Annotated in this window: 20 protein-coding genes; 6 read left to right on the top strand and 14 right to left on the bottom strand. The window is 61.6% G+C overall.

Going from position 1 to position 21,067, the window contains the following annotated elements:
* Positions 1–93 precede the first annotated feature (93 nt).
* The 3 genes from GGR30_RS04040 (at position 94) to GGR30_RS04030 (ending at position 3,247) form a co-directional block, all read left to right on the top strand.
* Positions 94–1,059, top strand: a complete 966-nt coding sequence (locus GGR30_RS04040; RefSeq protein WP_183482831.1) for a Bug family tripartite tricarboxylate transporter substrate binding protein — start codon at positions 94–96, stop codon at positions 1,057–1,059.
* Between the two features lie 110 nt (positions 1,060–1,169).
* Positions 1,170–1,658: a tripartite tricarboxylate transporter TctB family protein gene (locus tag GGR30_RS04035; protein ID WP_183482829.1), complete on the top strand. Its 489-nt coding sequence runs from the start codon at positions 1,170–1,172 to the stop codon at positions 1,656–1,658.
* A gap of 92 nt (positions 1,659–1,750) precedes the next feature.
* Positions 1,751–3,247, top strand: coding sequence for a tripartite tricarboxylate transporter permease (locus GGR30_RS04030; protein ID WP_183482827.1), 1,497 nt, complete (start codon positions 1,751–1,753; stop codon positions 3,245–3,247).
* Between the two features lie 3 nt (positions 3,248–3,250).
* Here the strand turns inward: GGR30_RS04030 and GGR30_RS04025 are convergent, their stop codons facing one another.
* The gene (locus GGR30_RS04025; protein WP_210287933.1) at positions 3,251–3,631 is read right to left on the bottom strand and encodes a winged helix-turn-helix transcriptional regulator; all 381 of its coding nucleotides are present in this window, start codon (positions 3,629–3,631) and stop codon (positions 3,251–3,253) included.
* 103 nt (positions 3,632–3,734) lie between these two features.
* Here GGR30_RS04025 and GGR30_RS04020 point away from each other — a divergent pair, with 103 nt between their 5' ends.
* The gene (locus GGR30_RS04020; RefSeq protein ID WP_183482825.1) at positions 3,735–4,484 is read left to right on the top strand and encodes an SDR family NAD(P)-dependent oxidoreductase; all 750 of its coding nucleotides are present in this window, start codon (positions 3,735–3,737) and stop codon (positions 4,482–4,484) included.
* Between the two features lie 66 nt (positions 4,485–4,550).
* Here the strand turns inward: GGR30_RS04020 and typA are convergent, their stop codons facing one another.
* From typA to uxaC, 13 genes are all read right to left on the bottom strand, one after another.
* Positions 4,551–6,374, bottom strand: a complete 1,824-nt coding sequence (typA, locus tag GGR30_RS04015; RefSeq protein ID WP_183482823.1) for a translational GTPase TypA — start codon at positions 6,372–6,374, stop codon at positions 4,551–4,553.
* A 184-nt stretch (positions 6,375–6,558) separates the two neighbouring features.
* Positions 6,559–7,185, bottom strand: a complete 627-nt coding sequence (locus GGR30_RS04010; RefSeq protein WP_183482821.1) for a GUN4 domain-containing protein — start codon at positions 7,183–7,185, stop codon at positions 6,559–6,561.
* A 10-nt stretch (positions 7,186–7,195) separates the two neighbouring features.
* Positions 7,196–9,034 (bottom strand): ferrous iron transport protein B, encoded by a 1,839-nt coding sequence (feoB, locus tag GGR30_RS04005; RefSeq protein ID WP_183482819.1) that lies wholly within the window; start codon positions 9,032–9,034, stop codon positions 7,196–7,198.
* Between the two features lie 141 nt (positions 9,035–9,175).
* Positions 9,176–9,463, bottom strand: coding sequence for a FeoA family protein (locus GGR30_RS04000; RefSeq protein WP_183482817.1), 288 nt, complete (start codon positions 9,461–9,463; stop codon positions 9,176–9,178).
* The gene (locus tag GGR30_RS03995) at positions 9,460–9,963 is read right to left on the bottom strand and encodes a ferritin (protein WP_246413558.1); all 504 of its coding nucleotides are present in this window, start codon (positions 9,961–9,963) and stop codon (positions 9,460–9,462) included. The genes GGR30_RS04000 and GGR30_RS03995 overlap by 4 nt, the downstream gene beginning before the upstream one ends.
* A 302-nt stretch (positions 9,964–10,265) precedes the next feature.
* Entirely contained in the window at positions 10,266–11,792 is a 1,527-nt protein-coding gene (locus GGR30_RS03990; protein WP_343066466.1) for a UxaA family hydrolase, read from the bottom strand.
* 67 nt (positions 11,793–11,859) lie between these two features.
* Positions 11,860–13,329 (bottom strand): mannitol dehydrogenase family protein, encoded by a 1,470-nt coding sequence (locus tag GGR30_RS03985; protein ID WP_183483415.1) that lies wholly within the window; start codon positions 13,327–13,329, stop codon positions 11,860–11,862.
* Positions 13,307–14,056: a 2-dehydro-3-deoxy-D-gluconate 5-dehydrogenase KduD gene (gene kduD / locus GGR30_RS03980; RefSeq protein ID WP_183482814.1), complete on the bottom strand. Its 750-nt coding sequence runs from the start codon at positions 14,054–14,056 to the stop codon at positions 13,307–13,309. The genes GGR30_RS03985 and kduD overlap by 23 nt, the downstream gene beginning before the upstream one ends.
* Complete coding sequence (gene kduI, locus GGR30_RS03975) at positions 14,056–14,877, bottom strand: 5-dehydro-4-deoxy-D-glucuronate isomerase (protein ID WP_183482812.1); 822 nt, start codon at positions 14,875–14,877, stop codon at positions 14,056–14,058. Before kduI ends, kduD begins: the two co-directional genes overlap by 1 nt.
* A gap of 176 nt (positions 14,878–15,053) precedes the next feature.
* Positions 15,054–16,334, bottom strand: coding sequence for a TRAP transporter large permease (locus tag GGR30_RS03970; RefSeq protein ID WP_183482810.1), 1,281 nt, complete (start codon positions 16,332–16,334; stop codon positions 15,054–15,056).
* A gap of 4 nt (positions 16,335–16,338) precedes the next feature.
* Positions 16,339–16,854 (bottom strand): TRAP transporter small permease, encoded by a 516-nt coding sequence (locus GGR30_RS03965; protein WP_183482808.1) that lies wholly within the window; start codon positions 16,852–16,854, stop codon positions 16,339–16,341.
* A gap of 72 nt (positions 16,855–16,926) precedes the next feature.
* Positions 16,927–17,892 (bottom strand): TRAP transporter substrate-binding protein, encoded by a 966-nt coding sequence (locus GGR30_RS03960; RefSeq protein ID WP_246413593.1) that lies wholly within the window; start codon positions 17,890–17,892, stop codon positions 16,927–16,929.
* A gap of 56 nt (positions 17,893–17,948) precedes the next feature.
* On the bottom strand, positions 17,949–19,352 hold the full coding sequence (gene uxaC, locus GGR30_RS03955) for a glucuronate isomerase (RefSeq protein ID WP_183482803.1): 1,404 nt from the start codon (positions 19,350–19,352) through the stop codon (positions 17,949–17,951).
* A gap of 106 nt (positions 19,353–19,458) precedes the next feature.
* Here uxaC and GGR30_RS03950 point away from each other — a divergent pair, with 106 nt between their 5' ends.
* Together GGR30_RS03950 and GGR30_RS03945 are read left to right on the top strand one after the other, a co-directional pair.
* Positions 19,459–20,160, top strand: a complete 702-nt coding sequence (locus GGR30_RS03950) for a GntR family transcriptional regulator (protein ID WP_183482801.1) — start codon at positions 19,459–19,461, stop codon at positions 20,158–20,160.
* Positions 20,157–21,065, top strand: coding sequence for a sugar kinase (locus GGR30_RS03945; RefSeq protein ID WP_183482799.1), 909 nt, complete (start codon positions 20,157–20,159; stop codon positions 21,063–21,065). Before GGR30_RS03950 ends, GGR30_RS03945 begins: the two co-directional genes overlap by 4 nt.
* Positions 21,066–21,067: the final 2 nt, after the last annotated feature.

Raw genomic sequence — 21,067 nt, 5'->3', positions numbered from 1 at the left:
TACATAATACCACTATGCAAAACTTGTGGCCGGCAGGCCAGTGGTTTTTGTGCCAGGCTCCACAGCGAGCCATGAATATGGAGGAGATTCTCAATGAAATTTCGCAAGGAGGCCGTGAGCCGCCTCGGTATGGTATTGTCGGCTTCGGTGTTCGTCATTGCAGGCGCTGCTGCCGCGCAGTCGAACCGGCCGATCACCGTGGTCGTGCCTTTCGCCGCCGGCGGCGGAACGGACATAACCACGCGCGCCATGCAGGAGAGCATGGCCGATACGCTGGACGTCAGCGTGGCCGTCAAGAATACAGCCGGGGCCGGCGGCACGATCGGCGTTGGCGAAGTTGCCCGCGCGCGTCCCAATGGCACGACGCTCGGCATGGCCCCGGTCGGGCCGCTCACCACTCAGCCGCATCTGCGCAAGCTGCCCTATGACGTCGACAGTTTCGACTATATCTGCCTTGCCTATTCGGCTCCGACGGTGATTGCCGTCCGCGAGGACTCGCCGTTTTCCAATCTTGATGACCTTGTCGCCTATGCCAAGGAAAATCCGGGCGAACTGACCTTCGCTGTGCAGGCGATCGGCTCGATCCCGCACATTGCCGGTCTCGCCCTTGAAGACGCCGCCGGGATCAAGATGACCTTCCTGCCGGTTGACGGCGACGGGCCCGCGCTGAAGGCGTTGCTGGACGGCACGGCGGACCTCTTCATTCCGCATGTGTCCTTCTACACCAGCAATGCCGAGCAGCTTAAATCGCTGGCGCTCCTGAAAAAGGGCCGGCTTGAGGAGCAGCCTGATCTGGTTACAGCCGAGGAGCAGGGCTTTCCGCTCGACTTTCCGATCTGGGGCGGCCTGGTCGCGCCTGCCGGTCTTGACGATGCGGATATCTCCAGGTTCGAGACCGCCTGCAAGACCGCGATCGATTCCGCCCCCTTCCAGGAGCGGATGGAGGCGCTGAAACAGCCTTCCGCCTATATGGGCGCGGCCGATTTTGCCGCCTTCGTACACGAGAAGTACGAAACTAACCGCAAACTGCTTGAAAAGGCCGGCCTTCTGGCGAACTAATGGCCGGACGGGAGCGGCTCGGACCGCTCCCGCCTTGCGATTTGCGCGGCGGAGCGGGCGCTGGAGGCGTCTTCTTCGACGTAACATGCTGCGGCGAGCTTGGAGGAAGCATGGCCGAAACAAACAGGCGCGGCGCGGTATCCCGCGCATCGAGGGCAGCGGAAACCGCGGTCATCGCCGCTCTCTTTCTGCTCGTCATCGTCTTTACGATCCAGACATTCGAGGAAATCAGCGCCTTTGCCCGCGCAAGCCAGGGAAAGGGCCCGTTCTTCTTTCCCCGCTTCGTGCTGGCGGTGATGGCGTTTCTTCTCTTGCTGCTCTTGCCCGGGCTCAAGCATGGCAGCCGCGAGTTGCCGCCGCTGGCGCCCGCGCTGAAGATGGTGGCGTTGATGGCTGCGACCGCCGTCTATTGCGCGCTGATGCCCGTGATCGGATTTCTGGCGGCAAGCGTGCTCTTCGCCGTTGCCGTTCCGCTCGTGCTTGGCCGGCGTGACATCGGCCTGCTGGTTGCCGTCGCCATCAGCTATTCGCTGGCCGTCTGGTTGCTGTTCGAGCGGGTTTTCCTGATCCTGTTGCCGGGGTTTGCCTGGCCGCTCTGAACCGGCTCGGCCTGCGCCGGCTCCAACATCTTGCATTAGCCGCATGTTCCGCCATCCCTCGCTTCGAGCGGATCATGCCCTGGGGATTATTCATGGACCTCATCATCTCGGCCGCGGCCCAGATCTCAACGCCCCTCACGCTCCTGGCGATCGTCGCCGGAACCATTGTCGGCGTTATCGTCGGCGTTTTGCCGGGTCTCGGCTCGGTGATCGGGCTGACCATGGTTCTGCCGTTCACCTTTTCAATGTCGCAAATCCCTGCGATCGCGCTGATGCTCGGCGTCTACTGCGGCTCGGTCTATGGCGGCTCGATCACCGCAATCGTTCTCAACACGCCGGGCACGCCGCAATCAGCGGCAACGGCTCTCGAGGGCTTTCCGATGGCCCGGCGCGGGGAGGCGGATCTCGCGATCGGCTGGGTGACGACGGCATCGACCTTCGGCGGCCTGTTCTCGGTTCTGGTCTTCGTCATCGCCGGTCCCTCGCTTGCCGCCTTTTCGCTGCAGTTCACGCCGATCGAGTATTTCGCGCTCGGTCTGTTTGCCATGACCTGTATCGCTGGCGTTTCGTCGGGCAATCTGGTCAAGGGGCTTGTCGCGGGCGCGCTTGGCCTGCTCCTGGCTACGGTCGGCAATGATCCGGTGACGGGCGATCTGCGCTTCACCTTCGACAGCTTCCAGCTTTCCGCCGGCATCGGCCTCATTCCAGTCATTGTCGGCCTGTTCGCCTTTTCCGAGATGTTCCTGCGCGTGCTGCAGCTGGACCGCCCAGGCCCGGAGGCGAGCGAGATGCGCGTTGGTTTTCGCATGCCGCCCTGGAGCGCCTGGCGGGCACGGCTCGGCATGCTTTTGCGCGGTTCGCTGATCGGCTCCTTCGTCGGCGCGCTCCCGGGAACGGGGGCGGCAACTTCGGCCTTCATCGCCTATTCGGAAGCCAGGCGCGCCTCCAAACGGAAAGATAATTTCGGCTATGGCGAGCCCGACGGTCTGGTCGCCTGCGAAAGCGCCAACAATGCCGTGACGGGCTCGGCGCTGGTGCCGACGCTCGCGCTCGGTATTCCCGGAGATCCGGTCACCGCCGTCATGCTCGGCGCGTTGGTGATCCAGGGGATCGCGCCGGGGCCGCAGCTCTTCGCCAACCATCTCGACCTGATCTACGCGATCTTTCTCTGCCTCATCGTCGTCAACATCGTGATGTTCCTGACCGGCGCGCTTGGAGCCTCGCTCTTCACCCGGGTGCTGCGCATTCCCGAGCCGATCCTGATCGGTCTGATCCTGATCATCGCGACTGTCGGCGCCTATGGCGTCAACGGCAATGTCTTCGATGTCTGGGTGGCGCTTGCTGCAGGCGTTGCGGGCGTTGTGCTGCGCTATTTCCGCTTTCCCGTCGCTCCCATCGTCATCGGCATGGTGCTGGAGCCAACCATCGAAATGTCACTGCGACAGGGACTGATCCTCACCCACGGCAATTTCTGGGGCTTCTTCGAGCGCCCGATCGCCGCCATCCTGTTTGCGATTACCGCGATGACGCTGTGCTGGCCCTTGGTGCGCATGGGAATTGCACAACTGAGGAAACCGCGCCGGCACTGACTGTCAAGGCGTTGTGTGGTTGAGAGGAATGCGGGTGGTTTTGCGGTTTGACATGGAGGCCTCTATCGAAGCCCGGTTTTCTTCACCCCAAGCGCATAAGGGCTCGAGCGTCTGAACGAGGCTCGCGCCGAACGGCGTCAGCGAGTATTCGACCCGCGGCGGCACCTCGCCGAAATCAGTGCGCAGGATCAGCCCATCGGCCTCCAGCTCTTTTAGATGCTGTATCAGGACCTTGTCACTCGCGTCGCGTACGCTGCGCCTGAGCTCGCCATAGCGGCATGTCTTCTGACCGAGAAAGTTGAGAATGAGCGGTTTCCATTTGGAACCGATCAGAGCCAGCGCCGCATGCAGGCCGCAGGTGAAGGTTTGAGTGGTGTCGCGCAATATCTCTCTCCAGACAAAATCTTGCTACTTACCAAATGGTTCATACTAGAGAAAAGGCAAGTGGAAGACCAGATGTCTCCCATCTAAAACTGGAGACACTGAGATGAGATTGAAAAACAAGATCGCTGTGATCACCGGCGGCTCGACCGGTATTGGACTTGCCAGCGCAAAGCGTTTTGCCGCAGAAGGGGCCACCGTCTATATCACGGGACGTCGACAGGCGGCACTCGATGCAGCCGTGGCTGAAATCGGGCACGGAGCGCGCGCCATCCAGGGGGATGTCGCAAAGCTCGACGAGTTGGACCGGATCTATGCCACCATCGATGACGAAGTCGGGCGCATCGACATTCTCTTCGCCAATGCCGGTGTTGGCGATGTGGCGCCGCTCGGCAGCATCACGCCGGAACAGTTCGACCACGCTTTTGGGATCAATGTCCGAGGCATGGTCTTCACGGTACAAAAGGGATTGCCGCTGATGAATGCCGGCGGAACCATTATCCTGACCGGCTCGACCACCGGGATAATGGGCACGCCGGCCTTCAGCGTCTACAGCGCAACAAAAGCGGCGATCCGCAATTTCGCGCGTTCATGGGCACTTGATCTCAAGGGAACGGGCATCCGCGTCAACGTTCTCTCTCCCGGATCGACACAAACACCGGGGCTCGAGGGTGTGGCGTCTTCGGCCGGGGTCGAAAAAGAGGCCATGTTCGCCGCCTTTGCCGAACAGACGCCGCTTGGCAGGGTCGCCGATGCGTCCGAGATTGCCGCAGCGGCGATGTTGCTGGCATCCGACGACAGCAGTTTCATGACCGGAAGCGAAGTCTTCGTCGACGGCGGTTTGGCGCAGGTCTGACTCATTGCAGAAAAAAAGAACCCGGCTGCGATGGCCGGGTTCGTTCGTTCGGGAATTGATGATTGCTCAGCCCGCAGCGCGGGTCTTCTCAAACCGCTTGCGCTCGTTGGAGTCGAGATAGAGCTTCCTGAGGCGGATCGACTTCGGCGTCACTTCCATCAGTTCGTCGTCTTGGATCCACGACAGGGCGCGGTCGAGCGTCATGCGGATCGGCGGGGTCAATTTCACCGCTTCGTCCTTGCCGGCCGAGCGGATATTGGTCAGCTGCTTGCCCTTCAGCACGTTGACCTCGAGGTCGTTGTCGCGGGTATGGATGCCGACGATCATGCCGGCATAGACCTTGTCGCCGGGCTCGATGATCATGGGACCGCGATCCTCAAGGTTGAACATCGCGTAGGCCACGGCCTCGCCGGCCTGGTTGGACAGGAGAACGCCCTGGTTGCGGCCGCCGATCTCGCCCTTGAAGGGCTGGTAGTTGTGGAACAGGCGGTTCATGATCGCCGTGCCGCGCGTGTCGGTCAAAAGCTCCGACTGGTAGCCGATCAGGCCGCGCGTCGGGGCAAAGAACACCAGACGAACACGGTCGCCGCCCGAGGGACGCAGCTCGACCATCTCGCCCTTGCGCTCGGCCATCTTCTGCACGACGACGCCGGAATGTTCCTCATCGACGTCGATGACGACTTCCTCGACCGGTTCCATCAACTGGCCGGTTTCCTCGTCCTTGTGCATGACCACGCGCGGACGCGAAACGGCAATCTCGAAGCCTTCGCGGCGCATGGTTTCGATCAGCACGGCAAGCTGGAGTTCGCCGCGACCGGACACATAAAAACTATCCTTGCCCTCGGCTTCCTCGATCTTCAGCGCGACATTGCCTTCCGCTTCCTTCATCAGCCGGTCGCGGATGACGCGGCTCGTCACCTTGTCGCCTTCGGTGCCGGCAAGCGGACTGTCATTGACGATGAAGGACATGGTCACTGTCGGCGGATCGATCGGCTGGGCCTGAAGCGGCTCGGTCACGGAGGGATCGCAGAACGTGTCTGCAACCGTGCCCTTGGAAAGGCCGGCAATGGCGATGATGTCGCCCGCCTGCGCTTCGTCGATCGGCTGGCGCTCGATGCCGCGGAAGGCGAGGATCTTCGAGACACGGCCGGTTTCAACCGTCTTGCCGTCTTGCGAGAGGACCTTGACCGGCTGGTTCGGCTTGATCGACCCTGAGAAGACGCGGCCGGTAATGATGCGGCCGAGATAGGGGTTGGCCTCCAGCAGCGTGCCGATCATCTTGAACGGGCCTTCGGCAACCTTCGGCGCGGGAACATGCTCGACGACGAGGTCGAGCAACGGGCCGAGGCCCTGGTCCTGCGGACCTTCCGGCGCGGTGTTCATCCAGCCGGCGCGGCCGGAGCCGTAAAGAATGTGGAAATCGAGCTGTTCGTCGGTGGCGTCGAGCGCGGCAAACAGGTCGAAGACCTCGTTGACGACTTCATCGGCGCGGGCATCAGGGCGGTCGATCTTGTTGATGGCGACGATCGGCTTGAGGCCGACCTTCAGCGCCTTGCCGACCACGAACTTGGTCTGCGGCATCGGGCCCTCGGCTGCGTCCACCAGAACGATCGCGCCATCCACCATGGAGAGGATGCGCTCAACCTCGCCGCCGAAATCGGCGTGGCCGGGGGTGTCGACGATGTTGATGCGGGTATCCTTCCAGACGACCGAGGTCGCCTTGGCGAGAATGGTGATGCCGCGTTCCTTCTCGAGGTCGTTGCTGTCCATCACGCGCTCATCGACGCGCTGGTTTTCGCGGAAGGCGCCGGACTGCTTCAGGAGCTCGTCAACGAGCGTCGTCTTGCCATGGTCAACGTGCGCGATGATCGCGATATTGCGAAGTGCCATTTTTATCGATCTCTGGGGCTGGGCGCGGGCATGTCGCAACGGTGGGAGGACCGCTGCCAATTGGGAGGCGCCTGTTACACTTGCCGCGCTCATACACATTTTTTGACGAAAACGAAAGAGAATGTTTTGTGGCAGGGGCTGAAGGACTGGGAGCGGCCAACGATAAGTCAGGCCGGCTTCGCCCTTATCCAGCGATCTCGGGCCGGCAGGTTTCAAGCCGCGAAGTCAGAAGGTCGTAAAGCGCGCCGCCCCTTTGCGGCCGGCCATCGCGGGACTTGAAGGGAATGCGGATGCCGTCCCTCGGCTTGAACACCGGCAGGTGGCCCTTCGGTGCGTCCGCCGGCGAAAAGCGCATGTCATCATAGCTGATCCAGGCACCGTTCTCGCGCCAGCCGACGGCATCGCCGAAGGCTACCAGCGCTTCCGGCGCGGAGGAGAGCAGCACGCCGTCGGGTGTCGTTTCCGGAAGGTCGTCCAGCACTTGGCGCTGGGCCGTCAGGCCGAACCGGCCGCCGGAGGCCTCGGAGAACAGCATGTCCATATAGGCGATGTCGGCGCAGGGCAGGCGTTCGACATCCTCGACACCGAGCCAGCCCTCATTGGTGCGCCCGGCAAGCACCAGCGTGATTTCGGAGGCTTCCGTATTGGCGGCGCGAAAATCGCCGCTTTGCAGATAGGCGCGCAACTGGTCGTAACGCGCGGCCGGGTCGTGCATGCCCTTTGGCTTGAGGAAGGTCAGCGCCGAGATGACGATGATCAAGAAAATGCCGCCGGCCGCGATGAGTGTCTTGTTTTCCCTGAAATGGCGCATCCGTTCTCTCCTATTTGAAGCCCAGCAGCAGGGCGCCCTGGTAGAACAGGAAGGCGATCACCCAGGCATAGAGGAGCGAAAAGATCAGCGAGAAGATCATGAAGCCCCAGGACCGGCTTTCCGCCTTTACCGTTGCCACCGTCGTCAGGCAGGGCGTGTAGAGCAGGCAGAACAGGCAGAAGGAATAGGCGGCCGCAGGCGAGACCGAGACGGCGATCTGGTGGGCGACGAGGCCGGAAGACATGGCGTAGATCGTCGACAGCGACCCGATCACCACTTCCTTGGCGATGAAGCCGAAGATCAGCGCCAGCGTCAGATAGGGGTTGATCCCGATCGGGGCCATGACCGGCTGGAGAAGCTCGCCGAGCTTGCCGCCCCAGGTCTCGAGCCCGGTGGCATCGGTCGGAAAATTGGTCAGGAACCAGACGGCAATCGTGCCGATAATGATGAAATTCGTCGCCCGGTGCAGGAATTCCCTGAGCTCGCCATAGCCGCGCAGCCAGACCTGGCGAAGCGTCGGCACCCGGTAGGGCGGCAGTTCCAGCACGAAGGGCTCGGTATTCCTGAACTGCTTCGAGCGCGAAAAGATCGCGGCGGCGAGGAAGGCCGCGGCAAACGAGATGACGTAGAAGGAAAACAGGACGAATGGGCCTTGGGCGGGCGGGAAGACGGCGGCGATGATGAAGACGAACACCGCCAGGCGCGCCGAGCAGAGCGAGAACGGGATGATCAGCATGGAGAGCAGCCGGAGCGGCTGCGAGCGCATCACCCGCGTGCCCATCAGCGCCGGCACGTTGCAGCCGAAACCCATCATCTGCATGACGAAGGACCGCCCGTCGAGGCCGATGCGGCGCATCCATGTGTCCATCAGATAGGCCGCGCGCGAGAGGTAGCCACTGTCTTCCACCGCCGCCATGCAGAAGAAGAACAGCATGATCAGCGGCACGAAGGAGGCGACGGTGGCAACGCCCAGCCAGATGCCGTTGATGACGAAGTTTCGCAGCCAGCCCGGTCCGAGGCTCAGCACCGGTTCGAGGATGCGGTTCTGGATCCAGTCGGTGATGAAGCCGACCCAGTCCTGCGAGGGCAGGCCGATGGACCAGACGATATAGAAGACGAACAGCATGACCGCGAAGAACAGCGGCAGGCCGAAAACCGGGTGAAGCAGGACACGGTCGAGCTTCTGGGTGGTCGTCTGCGGCGGCGCTTCGGGATAGACGACGGCGCCGGAAAGCGTTTCGGCAAGCGTCTCGTCGGTCATCAGCGTGGTGCGCAGCGCTTCGTAATCGGCCAGAACCGGCGGCTCTTCCTTTCGTCCGTCGAGCATTGTGCTGACGCTGTCGATCGCCTTGGGATAGCCCTCGCCATATTTGGCGCTGATCAGGTGCACCGGCAGGCCGAGGCGGGCGGACAGCGCTTCCGTATCGATCTCGATGCCGTTCTTGCGCGCCTCGTCGGCCATGTTCAGCATGACGACGGCGGGAAGTCCGAGCTGCTTGACCTGCAGCGGCATCAGGATCTGGCGGTCGATCTGGCTGGCATTGATGACGATGATGACGAGATCGACGGGATAGGTCTTGAGGAAATCGGCGACGACGGTCTCGTCCTCGGAAAAGCCCTCGAGGTCGTAAATGCCGGGAAGATCGACGAATTCCAGCGTCTTGCCGCCGAGTTTGACGCGCGCATTGGAGAGCGAGACCGTGATGCCCGGCCAGTTGCCGACATAGGCGCTGGCGCCGGTGATGCGGTTATAGAGCATCGACTTGCCGGTATTCGGCTGGCCGATCATGGCGATGCGGGGAACGTCGTTCAGGTCGAGATTGGCTTCTGCCGGCGAACAATGAGACATGGCGTCTTCCGGAGCTTGGGCCGGCGGAAAGGCTCCGCCCGCCGGTGTTTGCAGTGTGCTCGGTTTTGACCCGCGCGCCGTTTCCGGCATTCTTTGTATTCTGGATAGCCGGCGCGTTCGTCGCGCCGCTTCTGTCTTCAATCAGTCTTCGATCTTGCGCACCTTGACCAGTTCGGCCTCCGTGCGGCGGATCGCGATTTCCGTCGCCTTGCCGGCGCGCACGACAAGCGGCCCGCCGAACCAGGCGCGTCTGACCATGGAGACCTGGTGCGGGCTTGAAAGGCCGAGGGCCCTGAGGCGCACCGAAAGCCCGTTCTCGAAACTTCCGGCCTCGACGATTTCGACAATGCCGCTTTCGCCGGGCTGGAGGCTTTCAAGCGAGACGATCCGGCCCTCGCGGAGCGTCTCCATGGTTGGATCGTTGCTCATTTCTGCCCCATGGCCGCGATCTCGCGATCAATGAAGTACTTGGCGTGCGGCCCATCGCCGATCAGGTCGATCTTGTCGAGGATATCGCTGAAAAGCGTTTCTTCTTCGCGCTGCTCGCGCACGAACCACTGCAGGAATTCGAAGGTGGCGTGATCGCCTTCCTCTTCCGCGCGGGTGGTTGCCGCATAGATGTTGCGGGTCACCTGCTTTTCGGTTTCCAGAATGGCGGCGAACATTTCGCGCGGCGTTTCGGCCTTGATCTCGGGGGCCTCCATCTCGGCGATCTTCACCGCGAAATCGAGGTCGAACAGGTAGGCGAGGAAGCGGCGCATATGGTCGAGTTCCTCATTGGCATGGCCGAGAAGGAAACTCTGGCAACCGGCCATGTTGCGCTGGTTGCACCATGCAGCGGCCTGGAAATAGAAGCGGGCGGCTTCCATCTCGCCATTCAGGAGTTCATTGAGCTGCGGCGCCATGGCGCCAGCATTGGTTACGGTCATGTGATGCCCTTTCCTGTCCGTCTATTCTCTCTATGACACGCGGAATGATTGCGCGCAAGATACTTTACTAAAATAGGCAAGATTTCTTAAGTTACTGTATTCACGCTCGAAAACGGATGATTCTTGATAGATGTTCATTTCTGAATGTTAGCTGAATATAACGCATACAGTTCTTCGGCGCGGGCAGAATACGAGCTTCAGCGGGCGTTGAGATCCGCTATCTTCCTCAAACAAGGACGAAAAAAGGCCGGATGCCTCGCGGCATCCGGCCTCTCTGAAAAACGTTTGGGTGTGGCGTCGGACTACATCGTCGCGCCGACCTGCCACGGCACGAACTCGTTGTCGCCGAGGCCGAGCGCTTCCGACTTGGTCTTCTGGCCCGAGGCGGTGGCGATCAGATAGTCGAGCAGTTCCTCGCCTTTCTTGTGAAGGTCCGCGCCGTCGGAGAGGATGTCGCCGCAGTTGAGGTCCATGTCGTCGGGCATGGAGGCATAGAGCGCGGAGTTGGTCGCGACCTTGACCGTCGGCGTCGGCTTGGAACCGAAGGCCGAGCCGCGTCCCGTGGTGAAGCAGAGGATCTGCGCCCCGCCGGCGATCTGGCCGGTGGCGGAAACCGGGTCATATCCGGGCGTATCCATGAACAGGAGGCCCTTTTCGCGGATCTGCTCGCCATATTCGAGAACATCCATCAGCGGCGTGCTGCCGGCCTTGGCGACCGCGCCGAGGGATTTTTCCAGAATGGTGGTCAGTCCGCCCTGCTTGTTGCCGGGCGAGGGGTTGTTGTCCATCGAGCCGTGATTGACTTCGGTATACTCCTCCCACCACTTGATGCGGGCGAGAAGCTTCTCGGCCACCTCTTTGCTGGCCGCGCGGCGCAGTAGAAGCTGCTCGGCGCCGTAGATTTCCGGCGTTTCCGATAGCACGACCGTGCCGCCCATGCCGACGAGAAGGTCGGAAGCGATGCCGAGCGCGGGATTGGCGGTGATGCCGGAAAAGCCGTCGGAACCGCCGCATTGCAGGGCAAGTTTCAGCTCGGAAACCGGTATCTCCACCCGGCGCGCCTCATCGACCTTCGGCAGGAGTGCCTTGATGTGGTCGACGATCTTGTCGATCGATTTCTGCGTGCCGCCGTTCTCCTGGATGGTCATCATGAAGAAACGGCTTTCGTCCATCTCGCCATGGATCTCGCGCATGCGGGCAAGCTGCATCTGCTCGCAGCCAAGGCCGACGAAAAGCGCCGCGCCCACATTCGGATGCGTCGCATAGCCCCAGAGAACGCGCTGCAGATTGTCGAAGCCGGGGCCGGAATTGGCCATGCCGCAGCCGGTGCCATGGGCAAAGGCGGCAACGCCGTCGACATGCGGGTATTTGTCGAGAATGCCGGAATGGTTGATGATGTCGGCGGCGCGACGGATCACCGTCGCCGAACAGTTCACCGTTCCGCAGATGGCAATGTAGTTGCGCGTGCCGGCGGAGCCGTCGGCGCGGCGATAGCCCATGAAGGTGCGGGGCGCGACTTCGGGGATGGCGGCCCTGGCGGCTTCCAGATCGGCGCCGATCTCGTAATCGCGGCCATGGTCGCCGAAGGTGCAGTTGTGCACATGCACGTGCTCGCCGGCCTTGATGTCGCGTGCGGCATAGCCGATCAACTGGCCGAACTTGAAGATGCCGCCGCCTTCGGGAATGTCGGTATTGGCAATCTTGTGGCCACGGGTCACGGGCGCTTCGAGCGGCACGCCGAAGCCGAGCGGCGTATCACCCTTGTCGGCGCGCCCGGCGAGGATGGACACCGTGTCCTTGGGGTGAAGTTTGAGACAGAGTTCAGCCACGGTAGCTCCTTTGGAAAAATGCATATGCGTGGAAAAGGCGCCGGCGGACCGGCGCCTTGATCCCGGATTACTTTACCACGGCCTCGGCCATGGCGCGGGCGCCTTTTTCGACGAGGCCCTCATAGGCGGCAACGAGGCCTTCCACGAAGTCCTTGTTGTCCTGCAGCGCCTTGGGGAACACGTCAGAAACGCCGACCAGCGCCTCGACCTTGTCGCGCGGCGTTGCGCCGGCATCGGAAAGCGCCTTGAACTTCTCGGCGAGCGGATCGCGCACGTCGATCGGATTGCCGCGTTCGTCGACGCCGCCGACGTAACGCATCCAGGCCGCGATCGCGAGCGAAAGGCCCTTGACCGGGCGACCGGCGTCGAGGTCTTCCTGAACCGTCTCGAGAATGCGCTGCGGCAGTTTCTGCGAACCGTCCATGGCGATCTGCCATGTCAGGTGGCGGATCGACGGGTTGGAATAGCGCTCGAACAGGGCAGCGGTGTATTCCTCGAGGCTGACGCCGGGAGGCGCATCAACGGCGGGAATGATTTCCTTCTCCCACAGGAACTTGCAGTAGGCCGCAAATACCGTGTCGGAAACCGTGTCATAGATCGTTTCCTTGCCGGCCAGATAGCCGAGATAGGAAATCGAGGAATGCGTGCCGTTGAGGCAGCGAAGCTTCATGTGCTCGAACGGGGTCACGTCCTCGACGACCTGGGCGCCGACCGCGCCGATATCCGGACGCTCGCTATCGACGAACTTGTCTTCGACAACCCACTGGCGGAAGGGCTCGTGCATCACCGGAACCGGATCGTAGACGCCGGTGAGCTGCGCGACGCGCTCGATGTCTTCCGGCTTGGTCGCCGGCACGATGCGGTCGATCATGGTGCAGGGGAAGGTGACTTCCTTCTCGATCCAGGCCTGCAACTCGGGATCGATCATGCCGGCCAGTTCGACGACGACGGCGTGGACGACATGGCCGTTGTTCGGCAGGTTGTCGGAGCTCATCATGGTGAACGGGCGAATGCCGGCCTTGCGGCGGCGGTCCAGCGCGCGGACGATGTAACCGAGTGCCGATTTCGGCTTGTTCGGGTCCTTCAGGTCTTCAATGATGAAGGGATGTTCGCGGTTGAGCTTGCCGGTCGAGGGGAAGTGGCAATAGCCCTTTTCGGTCACCGTGGAGGTGACGATCTTGATCTTCGGATCGGCCATCAGGGAGAGGACGGCTTCCGGATCGTCCGGCGCATCAAGCACATCGTTCAGCACAGGGATAACCTGCGGCTCGATGCCTTCCGGCGCGAGCGAGACGGCCGTATAGGCAAAGCCCTGCGGCTCGAAGATCTCGCGCTGTTTCGGCGGCGTCATCAGATTGACGCCGACAATGCCCCAGTCACCACCGGACTTCTGCATTGCTTCATAAAAGTAAATTGCGCCGTGGGAGCGATAAAACGCTCCCAGGCCCAGATGCACAATCCCCGAGCCCGGACGCGGCGCGTCCGGACGTTTCAACCGGGGAAGGCTTTCGGCATTAGCGGGCAAGCCACCCTCCATCGACATTAAGGATCGCCCCGTTGATGTAATCGGACGCGGGCGAAGCAAGAAAGACGGCAGTGCCGCCCAGGTCAGCCGGGTCACCCCAGCGATTGGCCGGAATCCGGCCAAGAATTTCCGCAGAGCGCTTTTCATCGGCGCGCAATGCGGCAGTGTTGTTTGTGGCGATATAGCCGGGCGCAATCGCGTTCGCATTGATGCCCTTGGCCGCCCACTCGTTGCACATCAGCTTGGTGATGCCGGCCACGCCGCTTTTCGATGCGGTGTAGGAGGGGATGCGAATGCCGCCCTGGAAGGACAGCATCGAGGCGATGTTGATGATCTTGCCGGTGCCGCCGCGCTCAAGAACCTTCCTGGCGAAGCCCTGGCAGGTGAAGAACACCGCCTTGACGTTCATGTCCATGACGTCGTCCCAATCCTTCTCGGTGAAGTCGACGGCGTCATCGCGGCGGATCAGGCCCGCATTGTTGACCAGGATATCGATCGGCTTGTCATAGGCCTCGATGAACGTCTTGCCATTCATCGGATCGGAAAGATCAAGGATCTCGCTGACGGCCTTGCCGCCAGCGTCCTTGATGATCTTGACCGTCTCATCGCTGTCCTGATGGCTGGTGCATAAAACCTCCGCACCAGCGGCGCCGAGGGCAATCGCGATGCCCTGGCCGATACCGGTGTTGGCGCCTGTCACCAGCGCGCGCTTGCCTTCAAGAGAGAAAGAAATAGCCATTACTTGAGCGTCTCCATGGATACCATTTCGACGTCCTTGTAGTTGACGTTGTCGCCGGCCATTGCCCAGATGAAGGTGTAGTTGGACGTGCCTGCGCCGCAATGGATCGACCAGGGCGGCGAGATCGCGCCTTCCTCGTTCTTCAGGACCAGGTGGCGGGTTTCATCCGGCTCGCCCATCATGTGGAACACGCGGGCTTCTTCATCGAGGTCGATATAGAGATAGGCTTCCATACGGCGGTCGTGAACGTGGGCCGGCATGGTGTTCCAGATCGAGCCCTTCTGCAGCTTGGTCATGCCGACGACGAGCTGGCAGGACTTCATCACGTCCGGATGGACGAACTGGTAGATCGTGCGCTCGTTGCAGTTCTCTGCAGCGCCCAGCGTCACATTCGCAGCTTCGGCAATCTTGATCAGGCGCGAGGGGTAGGTCTGGTGCGCGGGGGCCGAGAGAATGTAGAAACGGCCTTCGCCCGAAAAGGTGATCTTGCCGGCGCCCATGCCGAGATAGAGCATGTCGCCATGGACCATGTCATATTCGGCATCGCAGGTGACCTTGCCCGGGCCGCCGAGCTTCACGATCGTCATTTCGCGACGGTCGAGGATCGAATCCGTGCCGCAGGGCGCAACGTGATCGAGCTCCAGCGGGCCATCAGCCGGGCACGCGCCGCCGACGATCATGCGATCGTAATGGGTGTAGATGAGGTTGATTTCTCCGGGGACGAACAGATTGCTTGTCTGGAAATGCTCGCGCAGTTCGCTCGTGTCGAATGTGCTCGCCGTGACCGGATCGATCGCGTGGCGAATTTCGATATTCAGCATAGTTGTCTCCTTCACTTGATTGAAAATGCCTCACGCTTGGGACGTGAAGCCTTGGTCGCCATGAACCGCGAGTGCCTCCAACAGCTTTGGGTTCAAGGCCTTGACCAGGTTTGGAGCCCCCCGCCGGTTTCGGCGAGAGGCATTTTCCGGACCGGCTTGCCGGTCAAACTTCACTCCTAGTGGAACAGCGACGGCAGGAAGAGCGTGAGTGCCGGGATGTAGGTTACCAGGAGAAGGGTGAAGACGGCCGCGAAATAGAACGGCCAGATGGTTCTGATGGCCTGCGTGACCGGGATCTTGCCGACGGCGCAGCCGACGAAGAGAACCGAACCCACGGGCGGCGTGCAGAGCCCGATGCCGAGGTTCAGGATCATGATCACGCCGAACTGCACCGGATCGACGCCAAAGGCGGTGGCGACCGGCAGGAAGATCGGCGTGGTGATGACGATCAACGGCGACATGTCCATGAAGGTTCCGAGGATCAGGAGCGCCACATTGATCAGCAGCATGATCACGATCGGGTTTTCCGAAATCGTCTGCATGAAGGCAACGATGTTGGCGGGGACCCGAAGATAAGCCAACAGCCAGCCGAAGCAGGCGGCCGAACCGATCACCAGAAGCACCATGGCCGTCGTCTTGACCGCGCCGACGGTGACGTCGACAAAGGTCTTGAAGTCCATCGTCTTGTAGAGGAACAGCGTGCAGAGCAGCGCATAGACAACGGCGATGTTGGAGCTTTCCGAGGCAGTGAAGATGCCCGAGCGGACGCCGCCGAAGATGATCGCGATCAGGATCAGGCCGGGAATGGCGTCAAGAAACAGCGCGAACGCCATCTTCGCACCGGGGAATTCCTCGGTCGGATAGCCGCGTTTCTTGGCGACCAGATAGGCGGCGACCATCAGCGACAGCGCCAGAACGATGCCCGGAATGATGCCGGCCGTGAACAGGTCGGCGATCGAGATGCGTCCGCCGCCGGCGATCGAATAGATGATCAGGTTGTGGGACGGCGGCAGCATCAGCGCGATCATGGCGGCGGTGACGGTGATGTTCACCGCATAGTCGGCGTCATAGCCGCGTTCCTTCATCTGCGGCACCATCAGGCCGCCAATGGCAGACGCGTCGGCCGCGGCCGAGCCGGAAATACCGCCGAAGAGAACGGAGGCCGCGATGTTGACCTGGCCGAGGCCGCCGCGGAAATGGCCGACGGCAGCACCGGCAAGCGCCACGAGCCGACGGGCAATGCCGCCGCGCACCATGATCTCGCCCGCATAGATGAAGAACGGGATCGCCATCAACGCGAAGACCGAGACGCCGGAATTCAGGCGCTGGAAGACGACGAGCGGCGGCAGGCCGAGGTAAAGGATGGTCGCGAAGGACGAAATGCCGAGGCAGAAGGCGACCGGCGTTCCGATGAAAAGCAGGACGACGAAGGTTCCGAAAAGGACGATAAGTTCCATGATCCTACTCCTCGTCGAAAAGGTCGGTTTCGCCGAACCGGGCCGTCGGAAGGCCGGCCGCGCGCCGCGCGATGCGTTCGAGCGAGAAGATGGCCATCAACACACCGCCGCAGACGAGCGACAGGTAGTCGATACCGCCGGGGATGCCGAGTGAAGGCGTCGTGGCACTCCAGGTGCCGATGACGAGCTGCGAGCCGTAGACCACCATGCCGACGGAAAAGGCGATGACGAAGGCATCCGAGATGGTGAAGAAGGTGAGCTTCAGCTTCTTCGGAATGACGTGGATGAGAATGTCGAAGCTCAGGTGGTAGCCTTCGCGGATGCCGACTGCGGCGCCGAGGAAGATGAACCAGCCCATGAGCAGCACGGATGTCTGTTCGGTCCAGATCGGTGTGGAATTCAATACGTAACGGCCGAAGACCTGCCAGGCGATGAAGACTGTCATCAAGGTCAGTCCGATCGCCGCCCCCCAAAGCGCGATCCTGGCGACGACGCCAAGCACCTGCGCTACAGATTTCATTGTCTCTTGCACTTTTTCAACTCCCCCAAGGAGAGAACGCGGCGGGGCATGCCGCCGCGTTCTTGATTGTGCTTACTGGACGGCCTGAACCCGCTTGACCATGTCCTTCAGCTTTTCGCTGGTGACATGCTTTTCGTAGACGGGGACCATGGCTTCAATGAACGGCGTCTTGTCGATGTCGGTGATGACCTCGACGCCCGATTCGCGCACCAGCGCTTCGGATTCAGCCTCGCGTTCAGCCCATTTCTCGCGCTGATAGGCGACCGAAGCCTTGGCGGTGTCGCGCACGCACTTCTGGTCTTCCGCCGAAAGCTTGTCCCAGGTCGCCTTCGACATCACCAGCACTTCCGGCACGATGAGGTGCTGGTCGAGCGTGTAGTAGGGGGCAACATCGTAGTGGCTGGAGCTTTCATAGGATGGCCAGTTGTTTTCAGCGCCGTCGATAACGCCGGTCTGGATCGAGGAATAGACCTCGCCATAGGGCATCGGCGTGGCGTTGGCGCCAAGCGCGTTGACCATGTCGACGAAGATATCGGACTGCATGACGCGGAACTTCATGCCCTGCAGGTCTTCCATCGAGGTGATCGGCTTTTCGCGGTTGTAGAAGGAGCGCGAACCGCCATCGTAGAAGGCGAGGCCGACAAGGCCATAGGGTTCGAAGGCGGCCAGGATTTCATCGCCGATCTCGCCGTCCATGACATTGTGCATATGGTCGGTGGAGCGGAAGATGTAAGGCAGCGACGGAATCTGGGTTTCCTCGATCAGGCCGTTGAACGGTCCGAGGCTCACGCGCAGAAGGTCGATGACGCCGAAACGGGCCTGTTCGATCGTGTCTTTTTCCTCGCCGAGCTGGGCTGAATCGTACACGTCGATGCCGATCTTGCCGTTTGTGCACGCTTCGAGCTGCTCTCCCATATATTCGACGGCAACCACCGTCGGATAGCCCGCCGGATGCGTGTCCGACGAGCGCAGTGTCATTTCAGCCGCATTGGCCGACACGGCGCCTGCCGCGACGATCGCGACAGTTGCAATTCCCATTCCCAGTTCTTTCAAGCTTTTCATAAGGTCCTCTCCCTGCTTGAAAATGGCTGTGGCTACAGCCGGTATGCGCGCTTGACCAGATTGTAGGTCAAGTCGCGCGCGACTTCCGGGGCCTCATCTTCATCGAGACGTCCGGTGGCGACGAGGGTCGCCAGGAAGGCGCAGTCGACGCGGCGGGCGACATCATGGCGTGCGGGGATCGAGCAGAATGCACGCGTGTCGTCGTTGAAGCCGACTGTATTGTAGAAGCCTGCCGTTTCCGTGACCATTTCACGGTAGCGGCGCATGCCCTCGGGGCTGTCGTGGAACCACCATGCCGGGCCGAGACGGAGCGCGGGATAGACGCCGGCAAGCGGAGCCAGTTCGCGCGAATAGGCGGTCTCGTCGAGCGTGAACAGGACGATGGTCAGGTCCGGCTCCATGCCTACAGCATTCAGAAGCGGACGCAGCGCCTCGACGTAATTGGTCTGCGAGGGGATATCGAAGCCCTTGTCGCGACCGTGGCGGGCCATGACTTCAGCCGAATGGTTGCGGGTCGAGCCCGGGTGGATCTGAAGCACCAGGCCGTCATCAACACTCATGCGGGCCATTTCGGTCAGCATGTGGCCGCGGAAGGCATCGGCTTCCTCGGCCGTGCATTCGCCCTTCAGCGCCTTGGCGAATAGGGCGGCGGCTTCAGCCTTCGGCAGGTCCTCGGTGCGGGCCGTGGGGTGGCCGTGGTCGGTCGAAGTGGCGCCGAACTTCTTGAAGAAGGCGCGGCGGACGCGATGGGCTTCGAGATAGTTGTCGTAATTGGTGGTGTCGAGGCCGGTCAGTTCGCCGAACTTCTCGATATTCTCGGCAAAGCCTTCGAAGTCGGGGTCGACAACCGGGTCCGGACGATAGGCGGTGACGACCTTGCCGCCGGTCCAGCCGGAATCCTTGATCATCGCGTGCCATTTGAGATCATCAAGCGGGCTTTCCGTGGTCGCGATCACTTCGATGTTGAAGCGTTCGAACAGGGCGCGCGGGCGGAATTCCGGCTTCTGCAGGCATTCGTCGATATGGTCGTAGAACTCATCCGCCGTCTCGGGACCGAAGCGCTTTGTAAGACCGAAGACATGCTCGAAGGAGTGCTCCAGCCAGCCCCGGCTTGGCGTGCCGCGCAGCAGGTAGAAGTTTTCGGCGAAGAGGCGCCAGATCTTGCGGCTGTCGGTTTCCGTCTCGCCGCCGTCGACGCGCGGCACGCCGAGATCGGTCAGCTTCACGCCTTGCGAGCAGAGCATGCGGAAGACATAGTGGTCGGGAACCACGAACAGTTTTGCCGGATCCGGGAAGGGCTCGTTCTCGGCGTACCAGCGGGGGTCGGTGTGGCCGTGCGGGCTGACAATCGGGAGCGTGCTGATTTCGTTGTAAAGCGCGCGCGCCAGGTCCCGCGTCTTCGGTTCGGTCGGAAAAAGCCGGTCCTTGTTGAGCATGTCATAGCCTCCCGCATCGGGTTTTTTTGTATGGTCGAAATGCGCGATTGCATTTCTTACGAAAACTAATATGTTAGTATGCGAAACCTGTCAATGGGAGGAATGAATGGTCGGGAAATTAAAAATCGGGGCGCTTGAACAGGCCCGCCAGCCGACCGTGACCGATCTGGTCTATGATCACCTTTATCGTCAGGTCATCGAGAATGAACTGCCGCCGGGCTCCAAGCTCTCGGAAGTGGAAGTCGCGCGCGTTCTCGGCGTCTCGCGCCAGCCCGTGCGCGATGCCTTTTACCGGCTGTCGCAGCAGGGCTTCCTGCTCATCCGCCCGCAGCGTGCGACGCTTGTGACCCACATTTCCAGGCAGGCGGTGATGCAGGCCCATTTCATTCGCAGCGCACTTGAACTGGCGACGGCGGAAGCCGCCGCGCGGTGCTGCACGAAGGAGGATGCCGATATCCTGCGGAATAACATTGCCGCGCAGGAAGCCGCTGTCCGGGCCGGGAACAAGACCGGCTTTCACGCCCTTGACGATGAGTTCCACAAGCAGATCTGCGAACTTTCCGGTCATGGCGATGCCTGGACATTGATCCGCGACCACAAGGCGCATATGGATCGCGTGCGGTATCTCAGCCTGTCCTTCGGCGCCGAAAGCGCGCTTCACGAACATGCCGGGATACTTGACGCGATAGAGGTGCATGACGTTGGGGCGGCTGTTGCCGCCATGAAGAGCCACCTGTCGCAAATTGCCAAGATCGTCGAGCGTATCAATGTCTCGCATCCCGCCTTTTTCGAAACGGAAGACGAATGAAAAACCTGCCCAAGAACATTTTGTGTGTCGGCGAATGCATGGTCGAAATGGCCCCGCGCGAAGACGGCGCCTATACGCGCGGCTTTGCCGGCGACACCTTCAATTCCGCCTGGTACCTCGCCCGCACCTTGCCCGATGACTTCACCGTCGATTATTTCACCGGCGCGGGAACCGACACGGTCTCAGACGAGATGCTGACCTTCATGGAGAAGGCCGGCGTCGGCACCTCATCTGTCCGTCGCATCGACGAGCGCACCGTCGGGCTTTACATGATCGCGCTGAAGAATGGCGAGCGCAGCTTTTCCTACTGGCGCGGCCAGTCGGCGGCAAAGCTTCTGGCCGAGGATCCGGACGTCCTATCCGCCGCGCTGAAGGGCAGGGGGCTCGTGCTGTTCTCCGGCATCACCATGGCCGTGGTCAATGAAGAACATCGCCAGACCCTGTTCGACCTCCTGGCGGAAGCGCGCGCGGCGGGAACGGTCATCGCCTTCGATCCGAACATGCGCGCCCGGCTCTGGCCCTCGCGCGAGGTCATGGCGGAGACGATCATGAAGGCGGCCGCCGTCAGCGACATCGTCCTGCCCTCCTTCGACGAGGACGGCGCGGTGTTCGGCGATGAAAACCCTGAGGCGACGATCGCCAGGTACCGGGCCGCGGGCGTGAAGACCGTGATCGTCAAGAACGGACCCGACACGATCCATGCCGAGGACGAGACGGACGGTCCGGTGACCTTCAAGCCGACGCCCTCGGAAAACGTCGTGGACACGACGGCGGCCGGCGACAGTTTCAATGCCGGACTGATCGCCGCGCTGATGACCGGCGCTCCGCTGGTCGAGGCGCTGGAACAGGGGTCGGCGCTTTCGGCCCGGGTGATCGGCGCGCGCGGCGCGCTGGTGGCCGTCTGACG

The sequence above is a fragment of the Martelella radicis genome (genome assembly GCF_014196625.1).
In the GTDB taxonomy this organism is placed as follows: domain Bacteria; phylum Pseudomonadota; class Alphaproteobacteria; order Rhizobiales; family Rhizobiaceae; genus Martelella; species Martelella radicis.
The sequence above is the reverse complement of the archived record's forward strand: the minus strand, read 5'-3'. Positions and strand labels throughout refer to the sequence as shown.

Bases quoted from the DNA above. Each gene is read 5' to 3' on its own strand.
- GGR30_RS04040 (WP_183482831.1), top strand. From the start codon at position 94: ATGAAATTTCGCAAGGAGGCCGTGAGCCGCCTCGGTATGGTATTGTCG.
- GGR30_RS04035 (WP_183482829.1), top strand. From the start codon at position 1,170: ATGGCCGAAACAAACAGGCGCGGCGCGGTATCCCGCGCATCGAGGGCA.
- GGR30_RS04030 (WP_183482827.1), top strand. From the start codon at position 1,751: ATGGACCTCATCATCTCGGCCGCGGCCCAGATCTCAACGCCCCTCACG.
- GGR30_RS04020 (WP_183482825.1), top strand. From the start codon at position 3,735: ATGAGATTGAAAAACAAGATCGCTGTGATCACCGGCGGCTCGACCGGT.
- typA (WP_183482823.1), bottom strand. From the start codon at position 6,374: ATGGCACTTCGCAATATCGCGATCATCGCGCACGTTGACCATGGCAAG.
- GGR30_RS04010 (WP_183482821.1), bottom strand. From the start codon at position 7,185: ATGCGCCATTTCAGGGAAAACAAGACACTCATCGCGGCCGGCGGCATT.
- feoB (WP_183482819.1), bottom strand. From the start codon at position 9,034: ATGTCTCATTGTTCGCCGGCAGAAGCCAATCTCGACCTGAACGACGTT.
- GGR30_RS04000 (WP_183482817.1), bottom strand. From the start codon at position 9,463: ATGAGCAACGATCCAACCATGGAGACGCTCCGCGAGGGCCGGATCGTC.
- GGR30_RS03995 (WP_246413558.1), bottom strand. From the start codon at position 9,963: ATGACCGTAACCAATGCTGGCGCCATGGCGCCGCAGCTCAATGAACTC.
- GGR30_RS03985 (WP_183483415.1), bottom strand. From the start codon at position 13,329: ATGGAGGGTGGCTTGCCCGCTAATGCCGAAAGCCTTCCCCGGTTGAAA.
- kduD (WP_183482814.1), bottom strand. From the start codon at position 14,056: ATGGCTATTTCTTTCTCTCTTGAAGGCAAGCGCGCGCTGGTGACAGGC.
- kduI (WP_183482812.1), bottom strand. From the start codon at position 14,877: ATGCTGAATATCGAAATTCGCCACGCGATCGATCCGGTCACGGCGAGC.
- GGR30_RS03970 (WP_183482810.1), bottom strand. From the start codon at position 16,334: ATGGAACTTATCGTCCTTTTCGGAACCTTCGTCGTCCTGCTTTTCATC.
- GGR30_RS03965 (WP_183482808.1), bottom strand. From the start codon at position 16,854: ATGAAATCTGTAGCGCAGGTGCTTGGCGTCGTCGCCAGGATCGCGCTT.
- GGR30_RS03960 (WP_246413593.1), bottom strand. From the start codon at position 17,892: ATGGGAATTGCAACTGTCGCGATCGTCGCGGCAGGCGCCGTGTCGGCC.
- uxaC (WP_183482803.1), bottom strand. From the start codon at position 19,352: ATGCTCAACAAGGACCGGCTTTTTCCGACCGAACCGAAGACGCGGGAC.
- GGR30_RS03950 (WP_183482801.1), top strand. From the start codon at position 19,459: ATGGTCGGGAAATTAAAAATCGGGGCGCTTGAACAGGCCCGCCAGCCG.
- GGR30_RS03945 (WP_183482799.1), top strand. From the start codon at position 20,157: ATGAAAAACCTGCCCAAGAACATTTTGTGTGTCGGCGAATGCATGGTC.